Annotated in this window: 22 protein-coding genes; 21 read left to right on the top strand and 1 reads right to left on the bottom strand. The window is 30.8% G+C overall.

Annotation, left to right across the window (positions count from 1 at the left end):
• The first annotated feature begins 67 nt into the window (after positions 1-67).
• From ACSYT2_RS14085 to gpmI, 14 genes are all read left to right on the top strand, one after another.
• Positions 68-775 (top strand): response regulator transcription factor, encoded by a 708-nt coding sequence (locus ACSYT2_RS14085; protein WP_430856781.1) that lies wholly within the window; start codon positions 68-70, stop codon positions 773-775.
• Entirely contained in the window at positions 765-2,279 is a 1,515-nt protein-coding gene (locus ACSYT2_RS14080; RefSeq protein WP_430856780.1) for a sensor histidine kinase, read from the top strand. The genes ACSYT2_RS14085 and ACSYT2_RS14080 overlap by 11 nt, the downstream gene beginning before the upstream one ends.
• A 65-nt stretch (positions 2,280-2,344) precedes the next feature.
• A complete protein-coding gene (locus tag ACSYT2_RS14075) occupies positions 2,345-3,295 on the top strand; it encodes a glycoside hydrolase family 25 protein (protein ID WP_430856779.1) in 951 nt (316 codons plus the stop codon).
• Positions 3,296-3,500: 205 nt separating this feature from the next.
• Positions 3,501-4,763, top strand: a complete 1,263-nt coding sequence (locus ACSYT2_RS14070) for a VanW family protein (protein ID WP_438385053.1) — start codon at positions 3,501-3,503, stop codon at positions 4,761-4,763.
• Between the two features lie 30 nt (positions 4,764-4,793).
• Positions 4,794-5,624, top strand: a complete 831-nt coding sequence (locus ACSYT2_RS14065) for a Cof-type HAD-IIB family hydrolase (protein ID WP_430856777.1) — start codon at positions 4,794-4,796, stop codon at positions 5,622-5,624.
• Between the two features lie 351 nt (positions 5,625-5,975).
• Positions 5,976-6,437: a tRNA (cytidine(34)-2'-O)-methyltransferase gene (locus ACSYT2_RS14060; protein WP_430856776.1), complete on the top strand. Its 462-nt coding sequence runs from the start codon at positions 5,976-5,978 to the stop codon at positions 6,435-6,437.
• A 19-nt stretch (positions 6,438-6,456) separates the two neighbouring features.
• Positions 6,457-7,293, top strand: a complete 837-nt coding sequence (locus ACSYT2_RS14055) for a DegV family protein (RefSeq protein ID WP_430856775.1) — start codon at positions 6,457-6,459, stop codon at positions 7,291-7,293.
• A 139-nt stretch (positions 7,294-7,432) separates the two neighbouring features.
• Entirely contained in the window at positions 7,433-8,812 is a 1,380-nt protein-coding gene (gene rpoN / locus ACSYT2_RS14050; RefSeq protein WP_430856774.1) for an RNA polymerase factor sigma-54, read from the top strand.
• Positions 8,813-9,161: 349 nt separating this feature from the next.
• Entirely contained in the window at positions 9,162-10,214 is a 1,053-nt protein-coding gene (locus ACSYT2_RS14045) for a sugar-binding transcriptional regulator (protein ID WP_430856773.1), read from the top strand.
• A 39-nt stretch (positions 10,215-10,253) separates the two neighbouring features.
• Entirely contained in the window at positions 10,254-11,252 is a 999-nt protein-coding gene (gene gap, locus ACSYT2_RS14040) for a type I glyceraldehyde-3-phosphate dehydrogenase (protein WP_430856772.1), read from the top strand.
• Between the two features lie 116 nt (positions 11,253-11,368).
• Positions 11,369-12,544: a phosphoglycerate kinase gene (locus tag ACSYT2_RS14035; protein ID WP_430856771.1), complete on the top strand. Its 1,176-nt coding sequence runs from the start codon at positions 11,369-11,371 to the stop codon at positions 12,542-12,544.
• A gap of 91 nt (positions 12,545-12,635) precedes the next feature.
• Complete coding sequence (gene tpiA / locus ACSYT2_RS14030; RefSeq protein ID WP_438385051.1) at positions 12,636-13,382, top strand: triose-phosphate isomerase; 747 nt, start codon at positions 12,636-12,638, stop codon at positions 13,380-13,382.
• A 199-nt stretch (positions 13,383-13,581) separates the two neighbouring features.
• A complete protein-coding gene (locus ACSYT2_RS14025) occupies positions 13,582-14,025 on the top strand; it encodes an RrF2 family transcriptional regulator (RefSeq protein WP_430856769.1) in 444 nt (147 codons plus the stop codon).
• 117 nt (positions 14,026-14,142) lie between these two features.
• Positions 14,143-15,678, top strand: coding sequence for a 2,3-bisphosphoglycerate-independent phosphoglycerate mutase (gpmI, locus tag ACSYT2_RS14020; RefSeq protein WP_438385050.1), 1,536 nt, complete (start codon positions 14,143-14,145; stop codon positions 15,676-15,678).
• 129 nt (positions 15,679-15,807) lie between these two features.
• Here gpmI and ACSYT2_RS14015 read toward each other — a convergent pair whose 3' ends face one another.
• Positions 15,808-17,121: a PTS sugar transporter subunit IIC gene (locus tag ACSYT2_RS14015; protein WP_438385049.1), complete on the bottom strand. Its 1,314-nt coding sequence runs from the start codon at positions 17,119-17,121 to the stop codon at positions 15,808-15,810.
• A gap of 184 nt (positions 17,122-17,305) precedes the next feature.
• Here ACSYT2_RS14015 and ACSYT2_RS14010 point away from each other — a divergent pair, with 184 nt between their 5' ends.
• The 7 genes from ACSYT2_RS14010 to eno all read left to right on the top strand — a co-directional run bounded on the left by ACSYT2_RS14010 (position 17,306) and on the right by eno (position 26,397).
• On the top strand, positions 17,306-18,658 hold the full coding sequence (locus ACSYT2_RS14010) for a 6-phospho-beta-glucosidase (protein ID WP_430856766.1): 1,353 nt from the start codon (positions 17,306-17,308) through the stop codon (positions 18,656-18,658).
• A gap of 168 nt (positions 18,659-18,826) precedes the next feature.
• Positions 18,827-19,492: an ABC transporter ATP-binding protein gene (locus tag ACSYT2_RS14005; RefSeq protein WP_430856765.1), complete on the top strand. Its 666-nt coding sequence runs from the start codon at positions 18,827-18,829 to the stop codon at positions 19,490-19,492.
• Positions 19,493-19,502: 10 nt separating this feature from the next.
• On the top strand, positions 19,503-22,073 hold the full coding sequence (locus tag ACSYT2_RS14000; protein WP_438385048.1) for an ABC transporter permease: 2,571 nt from the start codon (positions 19,503-19,505) through the stop codon (positions 22,071-22,073).
• A gap of 136 nt (positions 22,074-22,209) precedes the next feature.
• A complete protein-coding gene (locus ACSYT2_RS13995; RefSeq protein WP_430856763.1) occupies positions 22,210-22,896 on the top strand; it encodes a response regulator transcription factor in 687 nt (228 codons plus the stop codon).
• Positions 22,897-24,150, top strand: a complete 1,254-nt coding sequence (locus tag ACSYT2_RS13990; protein ID WP_438385047.1) for a sensor histidine kinase — start codon at positions 22,897-22,899, stop codon at positions 24,148-24,150. It begins immediately after the preceding gene.
• Between the two features lie 86 nt (positions 24,151-24,236).
• Positions 24,237-24,863, top strand: coding sequence for a protein kinase (locus tag ACSYT2_RS13985; protein ID WP_430856761.1), 627 nt, complete (start codon positions 24,237-24,239; stop codon positions 24,861-24,863).
• Positions 24,864-25,101: 238 nt separating this feature from the next.
• Positions 25,102-26,397, top strand: a complete 1,296-nt coding sequence (gene eno, locus ACSYT2_RS13980; RefSeq protein ID WP_430856759.1) for a phosphopyruvate hydratase — start codon at positions 25,102-25,104, stop codon at positions 26,395-26,397.
• Positions 26,398-26,425 lie beyond the last annotated feature (28 nt).

Below are 26,425 nucleotides of genomic sequence, written 5' to 3'. Positions count from 1 at the left end.
AATAGTATATAATCTGATAATATTTAGGCATATAGAATAAATAGGTGGAGTGGAGGTCAGAGAATAGATGGAAAAGATATTAATTGTTGACGATGAAAAAGAAATAAGGGATTTAGTTGAGATATATTTAAAAGGTGAGGGATATGAAACTGTAAAGGCAGGAGATGGTGAAGAAGCATTAGAAATTCTAAAAGAAGATGAGGGAATAGATTTAGTTATTTTAGATATAATGATGCCTAAGTTAAATGGAATAGAAGCTTGTTTAAAGATTAGAGAAGAAAGGGAAATGCCAATAATAATGTTATCAGCTAAGTCAGAAGATATGGATAAGATTTTAGGTCTAAATATGGGTGCAGATGACTATCTTACAAAACCATTTAATCCACTAGAGCTAGTAGCAAGGGTTAAATCTCAACTTAGAAGATTCTATAGATTTAATCCAAAGGTAAAAACACAAGAAAAAGAGGAAGATACTAATAATATTATCCTTGATGAATTGGAAATAAATCTTGATACTCATGAGATTTTTATCGAAGGTAAGGAAATTAAGCTAACACCTACAGAATTTGATATCTTAGTATTATTAGCAAAGAATAGGGGTAAAGTGTTTTCTATAGCTAATATTTATGAAAGTGTTTGGAATCAAGAATTTATGGAATCAGATAATACAGTAATGGTTCATATAAGAAAGATTAGAGAAAAGACTGAGGAAAACCCTAGAAAGCCTAGATTTATAAAAACTGTGTGGGGGGTAGGCTATAAAATTGATAAGTAATAAAGATAATTTTATAAAAAGAAGATTAAGAGGAATATATAATAGCAGATTATTTAATCCTGTAAGAAAATACTTAGAAGTATTAAAAATAAAAATAGAGAAAAGTATAAGATTTGAGCTTATGGTTGTTGTAGCTATATGCTTTATATCAGCATTTATGTTTTATGCTTTTGCAAATGACTTTATGAGGCAGGAGAGACGACAGGCTAATATAGTATATAACTATCAATCTATTGAGAGTGAGGCAAGAAATTATGTAAATCAGATAGCTAATGGTGGAGAAGGGGTAACATTAAAGAATGACGCATTCTTTAGAGATATGTTTAATGAGCAAATATATGGTGGTACTAAGGCATATATTACTGATTTAGATGGGAATGTAATTCATAAATCATCAAATGTTGTGGAAGATAAAATTGATATATTCTCTGTGATAGCTAGTTCAACAAGTAAAGACTATAATAATAAAGAAGGTGTGGAAAGAAAATATGTATTTCCATTGAATATTGCTGGAGATAGATGCTATTTCATATATTCAGATACCCCAACAGCACGTATAGAATATGACGTATATGAAGTTAGTAATTCATTTCTTGCACTGATGTTATCATGTATAGTTTTTATAATAATATTTATTATAATCACAAATAAAAAAATGAAGTATTTAGATGAGATAGCAGTAGGTCTTAGAACTATTGCAAATGGGCAACTGGATTATCAAATTGAAGAAAGAGGTAATGATGAAATAAGAAACTTAGCCTCTAACATTAATAATATGGCAAAAGAAATAAATAGAAAGATTGTAGCGGAAAGAAGAGCAGAGAAAACAAAGGCAGATTTAATAACAAATGTTTCTCATGATTTAAGGACACCATTAACTTCAATAATGGGGTATATAGGCCTTGTTAAAGATGGTAGATACGAAGGCGAAGAAACAATGAGGGAATACTTAGGTATAGCTTTTAATAAAGCTGAAAAACTTAAAGTATTGATAGAAGATTTATTTGAATATACAAAGCTAAATAATAATGGAATTCAAATAAATAAAACAGAGGTTAATTTAACTGAATTTATATTTCAATTAACAGAAGAACTAACTCCTCTTTTTGAAGATAATGGATTATCTATTATAAAAAGTTCTGCAGAAGAAAAGATGCTAGTAGAATTAGATCCAGATAAGATGCTTAGGGTTTTTGAAAATCTTTTAACTAATGCAATAAAATATTCATTTAAGCCAGGAAAAATAGTTATTGGAGTTTATGAAAGTGAGGGTTATGCTACAGTTGCTATAAGAAATAAAGGGAATAATATTCCACAGGAAAAGGTAGCTAAATTATTTGAAAGATTTTATAGATTAGATGAATCAAGAAATGCTCAGACAGGTGGGTCAGGATTAGGTCTTGCAATATCAAAAAATATAGTAGAGCTACATGAAGGACAAATTTGGGCAGAATGTTATGGTGAAGATATTAGCTTCTATGTAAAATTAAAAACTTCAAGATAAAGGTAACTTTTTCTCTGTTAGATAAATATTCTAATAGGGAGAAATATTTTATCCTTGGAGGGAGTATGCAAAACAAAAATCCCAACAGTCTGTTTGGTATAGATATTAATGAATATACTCAGGATGTTAATTTTACAGTACTAGCAACTAAAATTGATTTTTTATACTTAAGATCGTCAGGGTCAGGAACTGGAAGGTTTAGAGTAGATAAAAAGTTTATAGCATTTGCAAAAGAATCTAGAAATTATGGGATACCAGTAGGAGCTTATCATTTTGGTGTTCCATCATATGATTTGACTGATGCTGATAGGCAATGTGATGATTTCATAAATATTTTGCAAGAAGGTTTTGGACCTAAAGACTATGGAGACTTATTCCCAGTGCTAGATGTAGAGACTCCAGTAGATAATCCTTTACCAACAAAAACACTAATTGATTGGATTGATAGATTTAGAAAGAGATTTGAAAAAAAGACTAGAAGGAGGTTAATGCTCTATACAGGCGCATTTTTTATAGACTTATATAAAAATTTCTATATTCCTGGTAGGGGATATCCTTTAAAGAACATGCCATTATGGATAGCTATGTATACGAAAATACCAGGAAATCCACCATATCCAAAAGATCAAGGTGGATGGACTAGATGGAGAATATGGCAATTTAGCGAAGATTTAAAGGTTCAAGGTGTAGGTAATCCAGTTGATGCAAACTGGGGTCCTAATAATATTGCTCTATTAACTCAGCCAAGTAATATTACTGGATTAAGAGCTACAAGAAGAGGTAATGATATTGTTGTTACTTGGAATAGGGTTCCTGATGTAGACTTGTTAGGATATAATATATTTGTAGATAATTATTGGGTAGGTACAGTTGATGAAGATGATACAGAATTTATAATAAAAAGAAATAAAATTCCAGTTTCAGGCAATAAGCCTCTAACAGTATCTATAGAGGCCTTTGATTATGACGGAGAAACCTCTAAAAAGAGAACACAGGTTGTAGTACAGCCGAGATAGATTAATTGTAGAAATTAAGCTAGTGAGTTAACACTAGCTTAATTTTTGCAGAAAAATAATTTTTGAATAAATAACTATTTTGTAACTGTTATTTTATGGGATAGTTATGTAAAATAGATATAGTTAGTTATACGCTTATAGTATTCAATATATTATAGAGGTAATGTTATATAATTATTATCAGCATTTGAAAGGAGAGAATAGGATGAAGAGCGTAAAGAAAAAAAAGGGCATTATTTATAGTATTTATTTTAAGATAGCAGCATTAGCTATAGTTGCTATTTCAGCATTTTTAGCTTATTCCATTTCTATAAATGGATCAGTAAAGAAATGGGAGGATAAAGTATATCCAGGAGTCAATATTAAAGGAATTGATTTAAGTGGAAAGACAAGGGAAGAAGTGGTAAGTATATTAAATCAAGAGCTTGTAGCAAAGATTGGAGAAAAAAAGCTTAATGTCACTGTTGGGAATAATAAATTAGTTTATAAATATGAGGACTTATCAGGAAATTATAATATAGAAAAGGCAGTGGATGAAGCAATAGGATTTGGGAAAAAGCTTAATTTATTCAAAAAGGATTCATTAATTAGAAATAAGGACAATAGTAGTCATGAAATTAATTTAGATTTCAACTACGAAGAAGGTAAAATAAAAGCAGTTGAAGAAGATATTAAAAAGAATGTAAATATTACTCCAACAAAAGCTAAAATGGTAATAAAAAATGGAAGTATCGAAATAACTCCTGATAAGATTGGTTACAAGGTAAATACTGAAAATTTAGATGAGACAATTAAAGGGGCTATAAATGGTGATTTAGATGAAGATACAAATGTATCTTTTGAATTAGAAGAAGAAAAATCAAATGTAACAAAAGAGGAGTTACAAAAGATAAAGGCAGAACCAATGTCTTCATTTACAACTAGCTTTATTGGTTCTGATGCAAATAGATCATACAATATAGAGTTGGTTACAGAATTAGTAAATGGAACAATTCTAATGCCAGGTGAAGAGTTTAGTTATAGTACAATTTCACAAAAGGGTAGAGGAAAGTATGCTATGGGAATTGCATATGAGAATGATAAACCAGTACCATCAGAAGGTGGAGGAATATGTCAAGGATCAACAACTTTATATAGGGCTGTTATGAGAGCTAATATAAGATCAACTGAAAGGTATAATCACTCATTACCAGTTGGATATTCAAGACTAGGACTAGATGCAACAGTTGCTTGGGGATATTTAGATTATAAGTTTAAGAATCCTTATGATTTTCCTATATATATTGAGGGAATAACTTCTAACCAAACAGTAACATTTAAAATATATGGAGATCCGGCTGTGTTAGGAAATAAAACATACGACATGGTAAGTGAAATATCAGGTAAAGAAGCAATTTCATATCAAGTAACTTATGAAAATGGACAAGAGGTTAAGAGAGAGCGTGTTGCTAAGGATATCTACAAATAAAAGTGTAGTAATAGTTTAGGAGACGAGAAAATGAATTACAAAATGGTCTGTATAGATTTAGATGGAACTCTTTTTGGGGAAAATAGGAGGATATCAGAAAGTACTATAGAGGTGATTTCAGAGGTTTATAAAAAAGGAATAGAGGTAGTTGTAACAACGGGAAGGTTGTATAGCAATGCAGCACAAATTTCAAAGCAAATAGGAGTATCATCTCCAGTTATTGCAGCTAATGGGGCAATAATTAGGGATGAAGGTTCTGATAAGGAAATATACAATTCAAGCTTTAGCTATAATCAATGTAATGTAATATTAGACTTGATAAAAAAGCATAGATTATTTGCCCACTTTTATACGACAGATAGAGTAATTGCAAGTAGTCCAATAGCAAATCTTGCAGCTTTATACTATCGTTATAGAAATAATGGAAGTGATTATAAAATAAATGTTGATTCTTGCATTAGTTCATGGACTCTAAAAAAAAGATTTAAAGATTATGAAGAAAAAATTGTTAAGTGTGTGGTATATTCTAGTGATTCAAGGAGAATTAAGGCATTCAAAAAAGAGGTTATGGAAATAGATGATCTTACTGTATTTGGTGCAGGTAGATACTCAGCAGAAGTAAATGCAAGGGATGTATCCAAGGGTAATGCTATAGAAATACTAGCAGATTATATGAATATACCTAGAGGTAAAATAATCTGTATTGGAGATAATGAAAATGATATATCAATGATAAAATATGCAGGTGTGGGAGTAGCTATGGGAAATGCTATACCAGAACTAAAAGAGATAGCAGATTATGTTACAGATACAAATATAAATGATGGAGTGGCTAAAGCGATAAAAAAATTTATTTTATAAAAATATAAGAATCATATAGATTAGGAAGAGGAAATACCACCATCCTAGTTTATATGATTTTTTTATTGCCTACATAACATAATATAAAAAATATCATACTAAAAGAAGAGAGGATAAAATATTTGTTACTAAGAATTTATGTTGTAAGAGAAACTAGGTAAATTAAAAAATTTTAAAGAAAACATTTAAAGAAATTTTGGGATAAGTAGTATAAATTACATAATATGAATATAAATATATTAGATTAAGGATTATGAGGTGAATTGCCCTTCAAAAAGTTTTGACTAAAGGTGTAGCAGTGTAGTATTATTTGAATTATAGCGTAAAAATGCTTTAATGGAGGGTAGAGTTTTGAATTTAAATATAGTTTTATATCAACCAGAAATACCACAAAATACCGGTAATATAGCAAGAACTTGTGTGTTAACAGATTCAAAATTACATCTAATTAAGCCACTTGGATTTGATTTAGATGAGAAACATTTGAGAAGAGCAGGGTTGGATTATTGGAAAGATTTAGACTTAGAAGTTCATGAAAGTTACGAAGCTTTTATGGAGAAGTATGGAGATAAAAGAATATTCTTGTCTACGACACATGGAGGAAATCATTATGATGATGTTTCTTTCAAAGAGGGTGATTTTATAATGTTTGGTAAGGAATCAGCAGGGGTGCCGGAAAATGTTCATGTCGCCCATGAAAATATTAGAATCCCAATGGTTAAGAGTAGTACAAGAAGCTTAAATTTATCTAATACAGTTGCCATAGTTGCATATGAAGCACTAAGACAAATTGGATTTCCTAATATGAAATAAATAGAGGGGAATGAGGGAAATGGATAAAATAAAAATTATTACAGATACAACTTGTGATTTGCCAAAAGAAGTTTTAGAAAAATTTGATGTTGAAGTAATACCTGTTTTAATAAACTTTGGTGAAGAGAGTTACCTTGACGGAGTAGAAATAACTAGAGATGATGTATTTAGAAGAATAGATGCGGGGGATGTATTCCCAACTACAGCGCAAATAACACCAAATAGGTTTGAAGAATACTTTAATAAGTATTTAAATGAAGGATATAAAGTATTAGCAATACTTATGTCATCAGGAATGAGTGGTACATATCAATCCGCATGTTTAGCTAAAAACATGCTAGATAATGATGATATCCATATAGTTGATTCACAGAGTATATGCTCTGGTTTAGGGCTTTTAGTAATTAGAGCAGCTAAATTAAGAGAACAAGGGGTGGCTGTAGAGGATATCGTTAGAGATTTAGAAGAGACAAAATATAAAATAAGTTCATCTTTAAGTTTTGATTCACTAGATAACCTTGTAAAAGGTGGTAGAATATCTAAGACTGTGGGAGTGGTTACAGGAATTCTAGGTATAAAGCTAATCCTAGAAATAAAAGATGGAACTATGACTGTTAAGGATAAGGTTAGAGGAAGTAAGAAAGCAATTAAGAGAATAATTGCTGATTTAGATCAACTTGGGCATAATCCAGAAGTACCAGTAGTACTTGTAAACTTAGATATGGATGAAATATGCCAACCAATAAGAGATTATTTAAACGAAAATAATATAGAATACATTGAAGGGCCAGTAGGATCTTCAGTAGGAATACATTCTGGAAATAAGGTATCAGGAATATTCTTTATATCAGAATAGAAAGAGCACAAAGGTGCTCTTTTTTCTTTTGTATTTTAATAGAATAATGAAAATGTATACATTATTCTTGAAATTTTCCTGTTTAAAATATAAACTATAGAAAAGGATACTTATATAAATTGATAAGTAGGTGAGAAGGATGAGACTAGATTATACATATAATCTTACACAGGAACAAAAGCTAATATTAACTCAAGAGATGCAACTATCAATAAAGGTACTTCAGCTCTCAGTTAATGATTTAAGAGAATATATTAACACTGAGTTTTCAGAAAATCCTATTTTAGATATAAAAGAAGATATTACCAATACAGCTACTGATAGTAACAAGGAGTTGGACAAATATAATTACAAGGAAATGATAAAGTATCTTGAGTTTGATAATTATGGAGCTCAAAGTTATGGAACATATGAAGATGAGGTATCGCCTTTTAATTTTATCTCGGAAAAAAAGTCTCTGAAGGAGTTTTTACATGAGCAACTTATGGAAGTAGAAGAAGATATTTTTCTAAAAAAAATAGCTGATTACATAATTGAAAGCCTTGATAATAGGGGATATCTAGAAATAAGTGTAGAAGAAATAGCTAGCGAACTAAATATTGAAGAGAAGTTAGTAGAAGAGGCCTTAGAAGTGGTACAAGACCTAGAACCTTATGGAATAGGGGCGAGGAATTTAAAAGAATGTTTGAAGCTACAATTAATCAATTTAGGATTAATTGATGATAATTTAGAAAAAATAGTTGAGGAGCACTTAACTGATATTGCAGATAGTAAATATAGTAATATAGCAAAAAAAATTGGTATATCTCCAAGGGAAGCTCAAAGATACGGGGATGTTATAAAGAAGCTTGAGCCAAAACCCTCTAGGGGATTTTACACTGGGGAAGATGTGAAGTTCATAATTCCAGATGCGGAAGTGAGAAGTATACAAGGGGAAACTTTTATTATAATGAATGATAAAATGGTACCTAGATTATCCATAAACAGTGCTTATAAAAAGGTTATAAATAATGGAGAAAATACTGAAACTAGTGATTATGTTAAAGAAAAACTTGATAAAGCAATGTTCTTAATAAAGAGTATCGAACAAAGAAGGTCTACTCTCTATAATGTGTTAGAAAAGGTTGTTGATAAACAAAAAGACTTTTTCGAAAAGGGAATTAACTATCTAAAACCAATGACATTAAAAGAGATCGCAGAAACAATAGATATGCATGAATCTACTGTTAGTAGGGCAATAAAAGATAAATATATTCTTACTAGTTTTGGAACAATAAAGATAAAAGACCTATTTGCTACAGGAATTTCAACGAAGGCAAATGAAGAAGATATTGCTGTTGTACACATTAAGAATAAAATAAAATATTTAATAGATAATGAAGATAAAAAGAAACCATTATCTGATCAATATATATGTGATGAACTTAATAAAGGAAATGTGAATATATCGAGAAGAACAGTGGCAAAGTACAGGGAGGAGTTGGGGATTAAAGCATCAAGTAAGAGAAAGCGAATTTAAATAATATATAGAGGATGAAACCAAGTAATATAAAAAGGTGGCTTAGCCATCTTTTTTTGTATAGGTTGAATATATTTAAAAAAGCTTGGTGTACACACTTTTTTATATTAATAAAAATTAAGTTATAGGATGCTAGGTAATAGTGAGTATAATTAAGGTTTAAAATGAAAAAGATATTAAAGTGGTATAGATATAGAAGGGATAAATCATAGTTGATATGGAAAGTATTAATAATTTGCAAAAAAATTTCTAGAAACTCTTTTAAATTTCAAACTTCTGTTTTATAATAATATATGTGGGACGCGAAAAAAGAGTGTGGGACATTTATTGCCCAAAGGAGTGTTTGAAGTTGCAGGAAATATTAAGATTACAAAAGAAAATAGTTCCTGAACTTGTAGAAGTACTCGAAAAAAGGTACAATATACTAAGAACTATATACTATAATCAACCTATAGGTAGAAGGATTTTAGCAAATCAACTAAATTTAGGGGAAAGAATAGTACGAACTGAAATAAACTTTCTAAAGTCACAGGGGTTAATAGAGATAAATACCCCAGGAATGACAGTAACAGAAAGTGGTGGAGAAGTTGTTAATAATCTTAAGGATTTCATTCATGAGATAAAGGGATTATCAGATATAGAGAATGAAATTAAGTCTCTATTACATTTAAGAAAAGTGATAATCGTTCCTGGAGATGTAGATGAGAACCCCACTATATTAAAAGATCTTGGAAAAGCGTGTTCAAATTATGTTAAGGATATTATTAAAGATAATGACATAATTGCTTTAACAGGAGGAAGTACGTTGAAAGAAGTTATTGAAGCCTTTCCTAGGTTAAATAATTTTTCAAATATTTTAGTAGTTCCAGCAAGAGGTGGAATGGGAAGAAAAGTTGAAACCCAAGCTAATACTTTAGCAGCATCTTTTGCACAAAAACTTAATGGAACTTACAAAATGCTCCATATTCCAGAAAATCTATCACTTGAAATATTAGATACCTTATTAAAGGAAAAAGAAATTAAAGAAGTAATAGATTGCATTCATAAAGCAGATATACTGATTTACGGTATAGGTAATGCAATGCATATGGCTAAGAAAAGAGGAGCATCTGAGGAAGAAATAATAAGACTTGATAAGTTAGGTGCAATAGGAGAAGCTTTTGGATGTTATTTTAACAAAGATTCCCAAGTTGTTTCCCAAACTACTGCAATTGGAATTAATATTAATGAATCTAGAAAAATTAATACGCATATTGCTGTTGCAGGTGGAAAAAATAAAGTAGAGTCGATTATTGCAACTCAGTTTAATAACACAAATGGTATTCTTGTAACAGATGAGGCTGCTGGAAAAGAAATTCTAGAAAGGCTAAAGAATACTAAAGCAAATTTAAACAGTTTATAAAAATAATTTTTATAAATACATTTTAGGAGGTAATTGCAAATGGTAAACGTAGCAATTAATGGTTTTGGAAGAATAGGTAGATTAGCTCTAAGAGTAATGATGAACAACCCTGAATTTAACGTGGTTGCAATCAATGACTTAACTGATGCTAAGACTTTAGCTCACTTATTTAAGTATGATTCAGCTCAAGGTAGATTCAACGGAGAAATCGCAGTTGAAGAAGGTGGATTCGTTGTTAACGGACATAAGATCAAAGTTACAGCTGAGAGAAATCCAGCAGACTTACCTTGGAAAGAATTAAACGTAGATGTTGTATTAGAATGTACAGGATTCTTCACTTCACAAGAAAAGGCTGGCTTACATTTAGAAGCTGGTGCTAAGAAGGTTGTTATTTCTGCACCTGCAACTGGAGATATAAAGACAGTTGTATTCAACACTAACAACGAAATATTAGATGGAACTGAAACAGTTATCTCAGGTGCTTCATGTACTACTAACTGCTTAGCTCCAATGGCTAAAGTATTAAATGATAAGTTCGGAATTCAAAAAGGATTCATGACAACTATCCATGCTTACACTAATGACCAAAACACTTTAGATGGTCCTCACGGTAAGAATGATTTAAGAAGAGGAAGAGCTGCTGCAGCTTCAATCGTTCCTAACTCAACTGGTGCTGCTAAGGCTATCGGATTAGTTATTCCTGAATTAAAGGGTAAATTAGATGGAGGAGCTCAAAGAGTTCCAGTTATAACTGGTTCATTAACTGAATTAGTTTGTAACTTAGACAAGAATGTAACTGTTGATGAAATTAACGCTGCTATGAAGGCTGCTGCTAATGAATCATTCGGATACACTGAAGATGAAATAGTTTCTTCAGACGTTATCGGAATCACTTACGGTTCATTATTCGATGCTACTCAAACTAAGGTTATGGAAGTTAACGGAACTCAATTAGTTAAAGTTGCTGCTTGGTACGACAATGAAATGTCATACACTAACCAATTAATCAGAACTTTAAACTACTTCGTTACTAGATAATTTAATAGTTTAAATAACATTTTTAAGACATAGTTATGGGTCTGGTTTTATAGTTAAAGCTATGAGGCCAGACCTATTTTAAATAAGAGAAAAAATAATTTTATGAGGTGAAGAGAATGAACTTTAACAAGAAAACTATCGAAGATATCCAAGTTAAGGGTAAAAAGGTTTTAGTAAGATGCGATTTCAACGTACCATTAAAAGATGGTGTTATCACTGATGAAAACAGATTAAATGGTGCATTACCAACTATAAAGTATTTAGTTGAAAATGGAGCTAAGGTTATACTTTGCTCACATTTAGGAAAAGATGCTTCTAAGTCATTAGCACCAGTTGCTACAAGATTAAGTGAATTACTTGGTCAAGAAGTAGTATTTGCTAGAGATGAAGAAGTTGTAGGACCTAATGCTAAGGCTGCAGTTGCTGCAATGAAGGACGGAGACGTTGTATTATTAGAAAACACTAGATGTAGAAAAGAAGAAACTAAGAATGTTGAAGAATTCTCAAAAGAATTAGCTTCATTAGCTGATATTTTTGTTAATGATGCATTTGGGACAGCTCACAGAGCACACTGCTCAACTGTAGGTGTTACAGAATTCTTAGATACAGCTGTATGTGGATATTTAATTCAAAAGGAATTGAAGTTCTTAGGAGAAGCAGTAAATGCTCCAGTTAGACCATTTGTTGCTATCTTAGGTGGAGCTAAGGTTTCAGATAAGATTGCTGTTATCAATAACTTATTAGATAAGGTTGATACATTAATCATTGGTGGAGGAATGGCTTATACATTCTTAAAGGCTCAAGGATACGAAATCGGAACTTCATTAGTTGAAGCTGATAGAGTTGACTATGCTAAGGAAATGATTGAAAAGGCTGCTGCTAAGGGTGTTAAGTTCTTATTACCAGTAGACCATAGAGTTGCTACAGAATTTAAGGATGTTGAAGCTGTAGTTACAGAAGATCAAAACATTCCAGAAGGACATATGGGATTAGATATCGGACCTAAGACAGAAGCTCTTTATGCAGATGCTATAAAAGATGCTAAGACTGTTATCTGGAACGGACCAATGGGAGTATTCGAATTTGAAAACTTCAATAAGGGTACAGTTGCAGTTGCTAAGGCTATGGCTGATGCAGATGCTACAACAGTTATCGGTGGAGGAGACTCAGCTGCTGCTGTTAATATCTTAGGATTTGGAGATAAGATGACTCACATCTCAACAGGTGGTGGAGCTTCTTTAGAATTCTTAGAAGGTAAAGTTCTTCCTGGTATAGCTGCTCTTAACGATTAGTAAGATTAGTTTACAATAGGAGATTAAATATTATGGTGAAGGTCCTTTAGGACTTTTACCTAATACAAATTTTAATATGAGGTGATTATTAATGAGAAAAGCTGTTATTGCTGGAAACTGGAAGATGCATTATACTCCAGAAGAAGCTACTAACGTAATAAATGAATTAAAGCCATTAGTAAAGGATGCTACTTGTGAAGTAGTAATATGTCCAACTTTTGTTTGTCTAGATGCTGCATTAAAAGCTGCTGCTGGTTCAAACATAAAGATAGCTGCACAAAACATGCACTTTGAAGAAAAGGGTGCTTTCACAGGGGAAGTTGCTCCAGGAATGCTTGAAGCTATGGGAGTTAGCTATGTTGTTTTAGGACATAGTGAAAGAAGAGAATACTTCAATGAAACTGATGAGGCTTTAAACAAGAAGGTTAAGGCTGCATTTGCTCACAATTTAACTCCAATTCTTTGCTGTGGTGAAACATTAGAACAAAGAGAAAATGGAACAACTAATGAAGTTGTTGGAGCTCAAATTAAGGCTGATCTAGAAGGTCTTTCTAAGGATTTAGCTGAAAAAGTTATTATAGCTTATGAACCAATATGGGCTATAGGAACTGGTAAGACTGCTACAAAGGAACAAGCTAACGAAACAATAGCTGCAATCAGAGATGTTGTTGCTGAAATGTTTGGTAAAGAAGTTGCTGATAAGGTTAGAATCCAATACGGTGGATCAGTTAAACCAAACACAATTAAAGAACAAATGGCTATGTCTGACATAGATGGTGCTTTAGTTGGTGGAGCTAGCTTAGTAGCTACAGATTTTTCACAAATCGTTAATTACTAAGAGAGTAAAGAGGATGTCAAAATAGATGAGAGTTTATTTTGGTATCCTCTTTTTCATAATTATTATATAAATATATAGTGTACAGATAGTACTCATAAAGAACTTCGTTGAGAAAATTAACCAGTTCATGATATACTGTAGTAGAAGATAAAGGAGATTACAAAATATATTTTCCTTTAAGACGAAAATGGAGGTAGTTATGAAGATTTCTACAAAGGTTGAGTATGGGATTGTAGCATTAATTGATATTGCGGTAAATTCAGAGAATAAAGAGGTTGTAACTGTAATTAGTATTGCAGAAAGACAGGGGATTTCTAAAAATTATTTAGAACAAATTTTAACTCCACTTCGTCAAGCAGGTATAATAAGTGGAACTAAAGGATCTCAGGGAGGATATACTTTAATAGATAAGCCAGATAGACTTAAAGTATCAACTATTTTAAATGCACTAGATAGTTCCCTATTAAATGTTTCTTTTGAAAATAGTATGAAGTGTGAACCTAGCATAATTGAAGCAATAAAGAATTCTATATGGGATGAATTAGATAAGAAATTTAATGAGTTAGCTAATAGTCTTACTCTTTCGGACTTAGTTGAAGAATATAAGAGAGGAAATCAAAATGCTGCAATGTTTTATATATAAGCTAATATAGCAAGTTGCATTGAATATAAAAAAATAATATAATTAAGGTGTAAAAATATACAAAATAAAAGATAATAATAGTATATAATACGAATGAAATTAAATGGAGGTATAGGCATGGCAAAGAAACCAGTTATGTTAATGATATTAGATGGTTTTGGTATTGCTCCAAAATCAGAAGGAAATGCTGTAGAAATAGCTAAGAAACCAAATTTTGATAGATTAGTAAAGGAATATCCAAGCACTGAGCTACAAGCAAGCGGAATGGCAGTTGGTCTTCCAGAAGGACAAATGGGTAACTCAGAAGTAGGACACTTAAATATAGGTGCAGGAAGAATAGTATATCAAGAATTAACAAGAATCACTAAGTCTATTGCAGATGGAGATTTCTTTACAAATGAAGCTTTATTAAAGGCTATGAAAAATGCTAAGGAAAATAATTCTGCTTTACACTTGATGGGACTATTATCAGACGGTGGGGTTCACTCACATATAGATCACTTAAAGGGTCTTTTAGAATTTGCTAAGAAGGAAGGACTTCAAAAAGTTTATGTTCATGCATTTATGGACGGAAGAGATGTTCCACCATCATCAGGTAAGGATTTTATAATTAAGGCTGAAGAAATGATGAAGGAAGTTGGCGTAGGTCAAATTGCTACAGTAAACGGTAGATACTATGCTATGGATAGAGACAATAGATGGGAAAGAGTTGAACTTGCATATAATGCAATGGTATTAGGTAAGGGTGAAACTGCAAACTCTGCTGTAGAAGTTATGGAAAAGTCATACAATGACAATAAGACTGATGAATTCGTATTACCATGCGTAGTATTAGAAGATGGTCATCCAGTAGCTACTATAAAGAATGGGGATTCAGTTATATTCTTCAACTTTAGACCAGATAGAGCTAGAGAATTAACTAGAGCTATAAATGATAAAACTTTTGAAGGATTTGAAAGAGAAACTTTAGATCTTACATTTGTAACAATGACTCAATATGATAAAACTCTAGAAGGGGTCAATGTAGCCTTCACTCCTCAAACACTTACAAATACTTTAGGAGAATATGTTTCAAGCAAGGGATTACAACAATTAAGAATTGCTGAAACTGAAAAATATGCACATGTTACATTCTTCTTCAATGGTGGAGTTGAAAAGGAAAACCCAGGTGAAGTTAGAAAGGTTATACCATCACCTAAGGTTGCTACTTATGATCTTAAGCCAGAAATGTCAGCTTACGAAGTAACTGATGAATTAATAGCAAAGATTGATGAAGATAAATATGACATGATTATCTTAAACTATGCTAACCCAGATATGGTTGGACATACAGGAATTGTTGAGGCTGCTGTTAAGGCTGTTGAAACTGTAGATACATGTTTAGGAAGAGTTGCTGAGAAGATTCTTGAAAAAGATGGAACTTTATTCATAACTGCAGACCACGGTAATGCAGAAACAGAAATAGATTTCTCAACAGGAAATCCATTTACAGCACATACTACAAATCCAGTTCCTTTTATATGGGTAGCTAATGATGTTAATGGAAGACACTTAAATCCAGGTAAGCTAGCTGATATAGCACCAACTATGCTTAATGTAATGGGAGTAGAAGTACCAGAAGAGATGACAGGAGAATGTTTAATAACTAAATAGTTAGTTTAAACAAAAGAGAACAGCTGAAAAGCTGTTCTCTTTTGTTTATGTCAAGAATTTTAATGTTTAGGAAAGTATATAGGTATTTATTTTATTAACTCTTCACTTTTAACTACTATCTATTAGCTATTAAAGGGTATTAGCATCATTTACATCAACCTTACTATGCATTTTTAAGAATGGTAAATAAATTAGCACAGAGATTGCTAATAGTATTATTTGTAGTATACTAGCCTTTATATCTCCACCTGTTCCTAAGTAACCGCTGATAATTGGTGGTGTCGACCAAGGTAAATCTACTACAATAGGTGCTACCAGTCCGATTTTTGTAACAAAATATGCAATAGTGAAAGTAACCATTGGTGCTACTAAAAATGGGATAGCTAAAATAGGATTTAATACTATAGGTAATCCAAATATTAATGGTTCATTAATATTAAACATAGATGGAGTAGCTCCAACCTTTACAATAGCAGAATCACGAGATTTTTTTAGTATGAAAAGAGCTATTATTACTATTGCAAGAGTATTACCTGATCCACCTAAACGGCTATATGAAACAACAAATGGATTCCCTGAGAAAAAGTGAGGTATAGCTTCTCCAGCTACATAAGCATTACTATTCTCAATAATTAAATTCTTCCATAATGCATCAGTAATAGCATTAGTTAAATTAGGCCCGTGAATACCAAATATCCAAGCTAAGTTAATGATAAATACCATTAATAAAATAGTAAAGAAATTACTTCCTAAATGTGAAAGTGGAGCTTGAAGTACATCGTAGACTAAGTTAAATGCAGAAGCCTCATCCATAACATTTTTTATAATAAAGTTAATACCACCAAATAGCACAACAGTTATAAATGCTGGAATCATTACTTGGAATGATTTAAAAACAGCAGGTGGTACAGATTCAGGTAAAGTTATGACTAATTTTTTTGTTTTTAATAAAAGAGACAAAAGTTCAGGAACTAAAAATCCTAAAATAAGTGACATAAATAATCCCTTTGAACCCATAAATTCATTGCTGAACATATTAGGTAAGACAATTATATTTCCAGTCTCAGTAACTACATTTGCAGTAGGAAGCATCATTAAGAAAATAATTGAAGTAACAAGTATTGTAACAGTAACTTCAGTTTCTCTTCGTCTAGCCATCTGGTAAGAAAGAGAAATAACTAATAAAAATGCTGTTAAAGGAATAGTTAAATTATAAATCGATTCTAAAAATGTTTTCCATAATGAAGACCCAAATAGGTTATTTAGGAAATCCTCATATCCTGTAATAGGCATTTTAAGAAGTATAAGTGCAAATGATCCCATAAGGGTTATTGGTAGTATTAAAGCAAATGCATCCTTTAAAGCGGACATATGTAGTTGACTACCAACCTTTTGACCGATAATCATAATTTTTTCTTGAAGTTTTTCATAAAATTTATTCATATTTTTCTCCTTTGTTATTTATATTTATCATCACAATTGACTTTGAAAAATGAAGATAAATAAATCAGACCTTTTTACTCATATATAATATATTGAATTTAAATTAATTTCAATATATAATTCTATATAAGAATAATTATTAGCTACTAAAGAAAAGTTATATATTGATATACGGAGGATGAATATGAGTAAAAAAGGGATTAAGATAGTAACAATTGGTGGAGGATCTAGCTATACGCCAGAACTTATAGAGGGATTTATAAAAAGAAAAGATGAACTTCCAATAAGAGAAATATGGTTAGTAGATGTTGAAGCTGGAAAAGAAAAATTAAATATAGTAGGTAATCTAGCAAAAAGAATGGTTAAGAAGGCAGGGCTAGATTGGGAAATACATTTAACTTTAGATAGAAAAGAAGCCCTTAAAGATGCAGATTTTGTTTCAACTCAATTAAGAGTAGGACTATTAGATGCAAGAATTAAGGATGAAAGAATTCCATTAAGTCATGGAATATTAGGTCAAGAAACTAATGGTGCAGGAGGAATTTTCAAGGCTTTTAGAACTATACCAGTAATATTAGATATAGTTGAAGAGATGAAGGAGTTATGTCCTGATGCTTGGCTTGTAAATTTTGCAAATCCAGCTGGGATGGTTACAGAAGCTGTAATTAAGTATGGTAAGTTTAACAAAGTAGTTGGATTATGTAATGTTCCAATAAATCATATGTATGCAGAGTCAGAACTTATGGGAGTGGATAGAGAGGAACTATTTTTCCACTTTGCAGGGCTAAATCACTTTCATTGGCATAGAGTATTTGATAAAAAGGGAAATGATCTTACAGATATAGTTTCAGAAAAAATTCAAAATATTGATAAGAAGATAGTGCAAAATATTGCAACAGTACCATTTGTACAAGAACAGTTTGAGGATTTAGATATGTTACCATGTATGTACCACAAGTACTATTATTTAACTGATGATATACTAAAGACTGAAATTGAAGAATTCAACAGAAATGAAACAAGAGCAGAGCAGGTAAAAGCAATGGAAGATAATCTATTTGAGATGTATAAGAATCCAGAACTAGCTGAAAAGCCTGAGGAACTAAGCAAAAGAGGTGGAACTCATTATTCTGATGCAGCTTGTGAGTTAATAGCTTCAATTTATAATGATAAGAGAAATATAATGGTTGTAAACACAGTAAATAATGGTGCTATAGATGATCTACCATATGACTGTACAATAGAAATAAGCTCATATATTACAGCAAGTGGACCAAAGCCAATAAACTTTGGAGCATATAAGCATCCAGCTCAAAGAGGAATGATTCAGAATCTTAAGGCTATGGAAGAGTTAACAATAGAAGCAGCTGTTACAGGAAATTACGGTAGAGCGTTACAAGCATTTATGACTAATCCACTTATACCAAGTGGAAATATTTCCAAGGAATTATTAGATGAAATGCTAGTAGCACATAAAGATTATTTACCACAGTTTAAAGAAAGTATAGACAGAATTTTAGAAAGTAACAAAAAATAAAAGTATATTTTTGAGTAAGCTAGGAATCCGTTGTTTTAAACAACGGATCTTTTTATTACAAAATAGTAATATTACAATTAACCTTACAGTAATATTTCATCTGTATTATAAAGGTATAGTAATTAATGGTCATTGAACTTTAGATCAGAGTGAGGGGAGAAATTTAAGATGGTTGTTATAAAAACAGAAAATTTAAGTAAGGTTTATGGAAAAAATGATAATAAGGTAATAGCTTTAGATAATGTAAGCATTTCAGTAGAAAAAGGTGAATTTGTAGCTATTATAGGAGCAAGTGGTTCAGGTAAAAGTACATTACTTCATCAAATAGGGGGAGTAGATAGACCAACTAGTGGGAAGGTAATTATTGATAATGAAGATATATATAAGCTAAAGGAAAGTAGCTTAGCTGTATTTAGAAGAAGGAAGATAGGCTTTGTATTCCAATCATTTAACTTAATTCCTGTATTATCAGTTGAAGAAAACATAACTATGCCAGCTCTTTTAGATCACCAAAAGATTGATGAGGAGTATTTTAAAGATTTAGTTAAAACTTTAGGATTAGAAAATAGATTAAATCATTTACCATCAGAGCTTTCAGGTGGGCAACAACAAAGAGTTGCCATAGCAAGAGCATTAATTAACAAGCCAGCAATAATACTTGCTGATGAACCAACTGGTAATTTAGATAGTGAGACATCAAAGGAAATAATGGAGATGTTAAAGCTATCAATAAGAAAATATAATCAAACAGCAATAGTTATTACACATGATTTAGCAATAGCAGAGAATACAGATAGAATTATTAAAATAAAAGACGGTAAAGTAGTTGAATAGGAGGGTAACAATGAAAAGTTATAGTGAAATATCTACGAGATATATGAAACAAAATAAGAAAAGAACCACTTTAACCATTGTAGGAATAGCCCTAGCAACTATTTTAATATTTGCTGTTGGAACATTTTTATTGAGTTTTAAAGATTCAATGATTTCCTATGAAAGAGCAACACAAGGGGATTATGAATTTAAATTAAATAAGATAAGTGCAGATAAAGTTGAAAAGGTTATTAATCATGTAGAGGTTAAGGATAGCACTATATCAGAAGAATCTACTCTATATAATATTAAAGGAATAGATAAAGAAGTTTATTTAGATAAAGGTAATAAAGGTTATTTTGATAAATTATTTACTAGTAAGATATTAGAAGGGAGAAAACCATCTAAAGAAGGGGAAGTAGTAATTAATTCAAGTGCAAAGAATGTCTTAAAAGTAAATTTGAATGATGAAATAAGTTTACTTAATGAAAGAGGAGAAGAATATAAAGTAAATGTAGTTGGAATATATGAATCAAATATATATTCAAGTAATGGGGCATTAGATTTTACAACTTACTTTACTGGGAATGACTTAAATCCTAGTAAGAGTTATTATGTATCATTAAACTTAAAATCAGCTAAGAATAAGCAAAATATAGTTAAGAAGGTTATAAATGATTCAGGTATAGAAGTAGTAGAGGGAACAAAGTCTGATAATAGTCAGCTACTTTACTTGACTGGAAATGGTGGAAATGATGGAATATCAGGTGCAATACAAAATATGGCTATATTTGTAGTGGTAATAATTATGTTATGTACTATTACAGTAATATATAATTCCTTTAATATATCGGTTATTGAAAGAATTAGATATTTTGGGATACTTAAAGCTATAGGAGCTACTCCGAAGCAAATTAAGAGAATTATATATAAGGAAGGACTTTTAATGGGGCTTATAGCTCTTCCAGTTGGCTGTGTTATAGGATTTCTTGCATTAAAGTTTGGAATAAAAATATTTATTGGTGATACATTAATGTTTGTTGAAGATTTCAAGGTAGGCTTCTATCCAATAATAGTTCTAGTTACAACAGTCCTTGTTGCAATCACAATATTATTATCAGTTATGGGACCAGCTAGAAAGGCAAAAAAGGTATCAGCAGTTGATGCAATGAGAAATAAAAATGAAATAAAGATAGGTAAGCTTAAGAGAAGAAAGGGAAGAATTGTAGGGAAAATATTTGGAATAGAAGGAAGTGTAGCTTATAAAAATATAAGAAGAACTCCATTTAGATTTATAGTAACAGTATTGGCATTAACAATTTCAATAGTTATGTTTAATGTATTTTATGGATTTATAGACTTTGCAAAGCAATCAGTTCTTCAGCAATTTATGTATAGTCCTTTTGATTCATATTCAAGTAAGATTAATGTGGAAGAAAGTTTTACTGAAAATGAATTAAATGAGTTAACTAATAAGGAATTTATGAGAGATGTATATAAATATAGGAACGAAAAGTTAAGATTATTAATACCAAATAGTGATATAAATAAGGAGTATGGAAATAAAACTGGAAGAGGAGCCTTAGGCGGAACATTATATGAGGACTTAGGGTTTAACGATTTAGGATATGTTGATACCTATATTGCTGGGGATAAAGAATTACAGATATCAGAGAGAAATATAGTTGAGGGTAGTTTTGATATTGAAGCTATAAAAAAAGGTGGAGTAATACTTATAGATGGAACAATGACAACAAACTCTGATAAGAAGAAAGAGATTGTAAGGGCTACAAATTATAAGGTTGGGGATAAAATTAAGATACCAAAAGTTAAGGACTATAGTACTTCACATTCAGCAGGGAGTGAAGAGGAATTAAAGAAATTGGTTGAATCACAGGAAAAATCATTCAGAGATGCTATAAGTAATGGAGAATTCTATGAATTAGAGGTTGTAGCAATAGCAAATAAAGAACCATTTATGGGCATGTACGTCAATAACGGGATAAAATTAATGCTACATGAAGATTATTATAATAATATCTTTGTAGGAGATGGATATAATGAGTTATGTTTTGATTTTAATGGTGATAATGAAGCAAGGCAAGATGCTATAAAATATTTTGATGATATAAATCCAGAAGGAGTATATAACTACGAGGATATTGGAGACCAATTAAAGGAAATAGAAGGATTATATAAGCAAATAGAATTCTTTGTATATTGCTTTATATCAATAGTAACTGTTATATCTATAGTTAATATATTTAATACAATTTCTACAAATCTATTGCTAAGAAGAAAGGAATTTTCAACTATGAAGGCAATAGGAATGACAGAAAAGCAACTTAAAAAGAGTGTCATGTTAGAAGGTACATTATATGGAATACTAGCAGCATTAATAGGTGGAATAGTATCAGCAATATTATTAGTACTTTTAATAAATGTTGGTGGAGGATTAGCAGATGTTGAATATAAATTTGATTTAATTGCCTTTACAGCCTCAATAGTATGTGCAATAGGAATAACTTATATTTCTACACTAGTACCACTTAAAAAGTTAAAAAAGCTAAGCATAGTTGAAGGAATAAGTGAGGAAGAATAATTTGATATACAATTAGTAAAAAAGCTCCAAGTAATATATGAAAAATATTACCTGGAGTTTTTTACATTGTTAAAGGGGGAAAATTGTGAAATAATATACATATAATTGGAAAATGCTAATATAAAGGGGGATTTATATGCATATTTTATTAGTTGAGGATGATACAACTTTAGCAATGGGGATAGAGTACTCATTAAAAAATGATGGATTTCAAGTCAGTCATGCTAGTTCAGTTAAAGAGGCTAGGGAGGGATTTTGTAATTTAAATATTGACATGATTTTATTAGATGTTACCTTACCAGATGGAAATGGATATGATTTTTGTAAAGAAGTTAGAGGGCAAAGTGAAGTGCCAGTAATATTCTTAACAGCTTGTGATGAAGAGGTTAATGTAGTTTTAGGCCTTGATATGGGAGCTGATGATTACTTAACTAAACCTGTACGAGTTAGAGAACTTATTGCAAGGATTAATGCTGTTGCAAGACGAAGAGGTGTAAAAAAGGTTGAAAGTAGTGCAGAAAAGATTGTTTATAGAGACTTAACTATACATCCATTAAGGTACGAGGTATATAAAGGTGCAGAGAAAATATTATTAACATCTGTTGAGTATAAGCTTTTACTCTTGCTTTTTGAGAATAAGGGAAATGTATTAACTAGAAAGCAATTATTAGAAAAGCTTTGGGATGTGGAAGGTGACTTTATAGAAGAGAAGACCTTAACAGTTTATATAAAGAGGTTAAGAGAAAAACTTGGTGAAGATAAAGACATACCTTATATAGAAACAGTTAGGGGTATAGGTTATAAGTGGATAGGTGAAGCATAGATGAATTTAAAAAAGTTCTATAGGAATCCAGAGGCAAAGAGAATAACAATAAAATTTATAATAATTTTATTAGTTGGAATAATTGGGGTATTTATTTTTTCATTTGGAATAGTAAAAAGAATTAATAAAACATTAGTAGGTCAAAACACAGTGATATTGGCAAATGTAATTGAAGAGAGAAGCAGATCTGAAATTATTAAGAATTTTTATGATTTAAAGTCAGATACTGAAATAGAGGAAGCTAAAAAAATATTAGAAAGTTATGGCTATGATGAAAATCTATCATTAGCAAGCAATGAAATAAATATTATATTTTTTAAAGAGGTAGTGAAAATATTCTTACCTATGATAATAATATTTATATCAATATTATATTTATTATTTTTAAGAGAGCTAGATAGAATATATATACAAATAGAGGAGATAGTATTAAAAACTAGTGCTATGTCAAAGGGAGAATATAAAAGAATAGAAAGTGCATTTGAAGAAGGAGAAATGTCTATCTTAATAACATCATTAAATTATATGGGAGACAGGGTTAATAATTCTATAAGGTTATTAAAAGAAGAGAAGGAATATTTAAAGGATTTTCTTTCAGATATATCCCATCAGTTAAAAACTCCATTAGCATCTTTAATTATGTTTAATGATTTACTTAAGGAGAATATAAATATGCCTTATGAGGATAGAGTTAAATTCATAGAGGGTTCAGAAGAACAGCTAGGTAGAATGGATTGGCTTATAATGAACCTTCTAAAGGTAGGAAGATTAGAAGCAGGTGTCATTAAATTTGAAGAAGATAGCCAGTGTTTAAGGGATACAATAGAGCTTGCTCTTTCATCATTAAGGGAAAAAGCTATTAGGAAGAAACAGGATTTAATAGTTAATGGGGAGTTAGATATAGTTTTAAAGCATGATAAAGAGTGGCTTGCTGAAGCTATATCAAATATTGTTAAAAATGCTATTGAACATACCCAAGAAGAGGGATTAATTCAAGTTGAAGTATCAAGGGGACCTTTGATAACTAAAATATATATAAAAGATAATGGACCTGGGATACCAAAAGATATGCAGAAGAAAATATTTAAAAGATTTTATAAGGGTACAAGTAAAAGAAACCCTAAGAGTATAGGAATTGGTCTTTCATTATCAAAGAGTATAGTGGAGGAACAAGGGGGGGAAATAAAATTATTAAGTGAAGAAGGAAAGGGTAGTACTTTTATTATTAGTTTTATGGATTCATTAAAAAATTAGGGTGAAGCAATAAGATAGTTTATAATTTGCATAATCTATAGGAAATTTTCATATAGATATATCAAAGCAATTATAGGGAAGATAGGATGAAGAGGTATCATTGTTATTCAGCATGCTTTGATGAGAAGACAGAGGAACTTTTTAGGAAAGCTAAATTTTTAGGACAAGGCAATAATGGGGTAGTCTATAGTTTACCGGAACATAAGGTAATTAAGATTTTCGTAGAGGAAAAAGTGTGTAGTGATGAAGGGTATACTCTTTTAAGGGCAAGAAGCTCTAAATTTTTTCCTAAAATATATAAGAGCGGTAAACTATATATAGTTAGAGAGATGGTGGAGGGTATACAACTTGATAAGTACATAAAGAAACATGGTATGAATAAGGAACTTACTAAAAATATTTGTAAGATAATAAAAGAATTTAAATCCTTACAATTCTCAAAATTAGATACTAGGTGCAAAGATTTATACGTAGGTGATAATAATACAATAATGTTAATAGACCCAAAGAAGTGCTTTAAAAGAAAAGTAAATTTTCCAAGGCACTTGATGAAAGGATTTTTAAAGTTAGGTGTATTAGATGAATTTTTAAGCTATGTTAAAGAAATAGATAAGAAAAAGGCTAGAGAATGGAAAAATAAATTTGATAAGTATTGGGAAAAAGAAAGGCTTAAGGAAAAGTATTTAAGAGATAATGATGATGATTATCTATAAAGAATAAATTAAGGGTAACAGTTTTAATTAGAATTGTTACCTTTAATTATTGATTAGAATAAAATATATATTAATTTAAATAAATCTGATAATCATTATCAATACAGTTGATTTTTTAGAAAAATAAGGTATAATTATATATATAAGATGTATATTAAAAGGTACATTGTAAATACTAGTATTGTTATATTGAGTAGAAATATTAAATAAATATATAAAAAAACAGGGAGGTAAGAAAATGAAAAATTACGTTGAAATTATTGATGTGGTGGGAAGACAAATATTAGATTCTAGATGTTTTCCAACAGTAGAGGTTGAGGTTTATCTAGACGATGGTACTGTAGGAAGAGCAGCCGTTCCATCAGGAGCATCAACAGGTATGTATGAAGCAGTAGAACTTAGAGATGGAGATAAGGATAATTATCTTGGTAAGGGTGTATTAAAGGCAGTAAAGAATATTAATGACACTATTGCAGAAGAATTAGTAGGATGTAATGTATTTGATCAAACTTACATAGATAAGACTCTTATAGAATTAGATGGAACACACAATAAAGGAAACTTAGGAGCAAATGCTATATTAGGAGTTTCACTTGCTTGTGCTAATGCAGCAGCAGCATCACTAGGATTACCTTTATATCAATATATAGGTGGAGTTAATGCAAAGGTATTACCAGTTCCTATGATGAATATCATTAACGGTGGTTCTCATGCTGATAACTCAGTAGATTTACAAGAATTTATGGTTATGCCAGCTGGAGCGCCAACATTCTCAGAAGCCTTAAGAATGTGTGCGACTGTATACCACACTCTTAAGAAAATACTTCATGATAAGGGATATTCAACTGCAATAGGTGATGAAGGTGGATTTGCACCGAACTTAAAGTCAAATGAAGAGGCGATAGAAGTTATCATAGAAGCAATTACTAAGGCAGGATTTAAGCCAGGAGAAGATATCTTTATAGCAATTGATGCGGCATCATCTGAGTACTACAAAGATGGTAAGTATATATTGGAAAATGAAGGTAAGACTTTAAGCGCAGAAGAAATGGTTTCATTCTTTGAAGATTGGGTAAGCAAATATCCTATAATTTCTATCGAAGATGGTATGGCAGAAGAAGATTGGGAAGGCTGGAAGCTAATGACTGAAAAGTTAGGCAAGAAGGTTCAATTAGTTGGTGATGATTTATTTGTTACTAATACTGAAAGACTAGAAACTGGTATTGAAAAGGGTGTTGCTAACTCAATACTTATTAAGTTAAATCAAATTGGTACTTTAACAGAAACTTTAAATGCTATAGAAATGGCAAACAGAGCTGGTTACACAGCAGTTGTTTCTCATAGATCTGGTGAAACAGAAGATACTACTATAGCAGATTTAGTTGTAGCTACAAATGCTGGTCAAATAAAGACTGGTGCTCCAGCTAGAAGTGAAAGAGTTGCTAAATACAACCAATTAATTAGAATTGAAGAAGAATTAGAGGATGTAGCTGAATACAGAGGAATAAAAGCATTCTTTAACATTAAAAAGTAATATTATAAGGTCAACTTAGTTTTATTCT

The sequence above is a fragment of the Clostridium zhoujianii genome, assembly GCF_051590805.1.
GTDB lineage: Bacteria > Bacillota > Clostridia > Clostridiales > Clostridiaceae > Clostridium.
The sequence above is the reverse complement of the archived record's forward strand: the minus strand, read 5'-3'. Positions and strand labels throughout refer to the sequence as shown.

Bases quoted from the DNA above. Each gene is read 5' to 3' on its own strand.
- ACSYT2_RS14010 (WP_430856766.1), top strand. From the start codon at position 17,306: ATGAGTAAAAAAGGGATTAAGATAGTAACAATTGGTGGAGGATCTAGC.
- gap (WP_430856772.1), top strand. From the start codon at position 10,254: ATGGTAAACGTAGCAATTAATGGTTTTGGAAGAATAGGTAGATTAGCT.
- ACSYT2_RS14025 (WP_430856769.1), top strand. From the start codon at position 13,582: ATGAAGATTTCTACAAAGGTTGAGTATGGGATTGTAGCATTAATTGAT.
- ACSYT2_RS14065 (WP_430856777.1), top strand. From the start codon at position 4,794: ATGAATTACAAAATGGTCTGTATAGATTTAGATGGAACTCTTTTTGGG.
- ACSYT2_RS14035 (WP_430856771.1), top strand. From the start codon at position 11,369: ATGAACTTTAACAAGAAAACTATCGAAGATATCCAAGTTAAGGGTAAA.
- ACSYT2_RS14085 (WP_430856781.1), top strand. From the start codon at position 68: ATGGAAAAGATATTAATTGTTGACGATGAAAAAGAAATAAGGGATTTA.
- rpoN (WP_430856774.1), top strand. From the start codon at position 7,433: ATGAGACTAGATTATACATATAATCTTACACAGGAACAAAAGCTAATA.
- ACSYT2_RS14055 (WP_430856775.1), top strand. From the start codon at position 6,457: ATGGATAAAATAAAAATTATTACAGATACAACTTGTGATTTGCCAAAA.
- gpmI (WP_438385050.1), top strand. From the start codon at position 14,143: ATGGCAAAGAAACCAGTTATGTTAATGATATTAGATGGTTTTGGTATT.
- ACSYT2_RS13995 (WP_430856763.1), top strand. From the start codon at position 22,210: ATGCATATTTTATTAGTTGAGGATGATACAACTTTAGCAATGGGGATA.
- ACSYT2_RS14070 (WP_438385053.1), top strand. From the start codon at position 3,501: ATGAAGAGCGTAAAGAAAAAAAAGGGCATTATTTATAGTATTTATTTT.
- ACSYT2_RS14015 (WP_438385049.1), bottom strand. From the start codon at position 17,121: ATGAATAAATTTTATGAAAAACTTCAAGAAAAAATTATGATTATCGGT.
- eno (WP_430856759.1), top strand. From the start codon at position 25,102: ATGAAAAATTACGTTGAAATTATTGATGTGGTGGGAAGACAAATATTA.
- ACSYT2_RS14005 (WP_430856765.1), top strand. From the start codon at position 18,827: ATGGTTGTTATAAAAACAGAAAATTTAAGTAAGGTTTATGGAAAAAAT.
- ACSYT2_RS14000 (WP_438385048.1), top strand. From the start codon at position 19,503: ATGAAAAGTTATAGTGAAATATCTACGAGATATATGAAACAAAATAAG.
- ACSYT2_RS14075 (WP_430856779.1), top strand. From the start codon at position 2,345: ATGCAAAACAAAAATCCCAACAGTCTGTTTGGTATAGATATTAATGAA.
- ACSYT2_RS13985 (WP_430856761.1), top strand. From the start codon at position 24,237: ATGAAGAGGTATCATTGTTATTCAGCATGCTTTGATGAGAAGACAGAG.
- tpiA (WP_438385051.1), top strand. From the start codon at position 12,636: ATGAGAAAAGCTGTTATTGCTGGAAACTGGAAGATGCATTATACTCCA.
- ACSYT2_RS13990 (WP_438385047.1), top strand. From the start codon at position 22,897: ATGAATTTAAAAAAGTTCTATAGGAATCCAGAGGCAAAGAGAATAACA.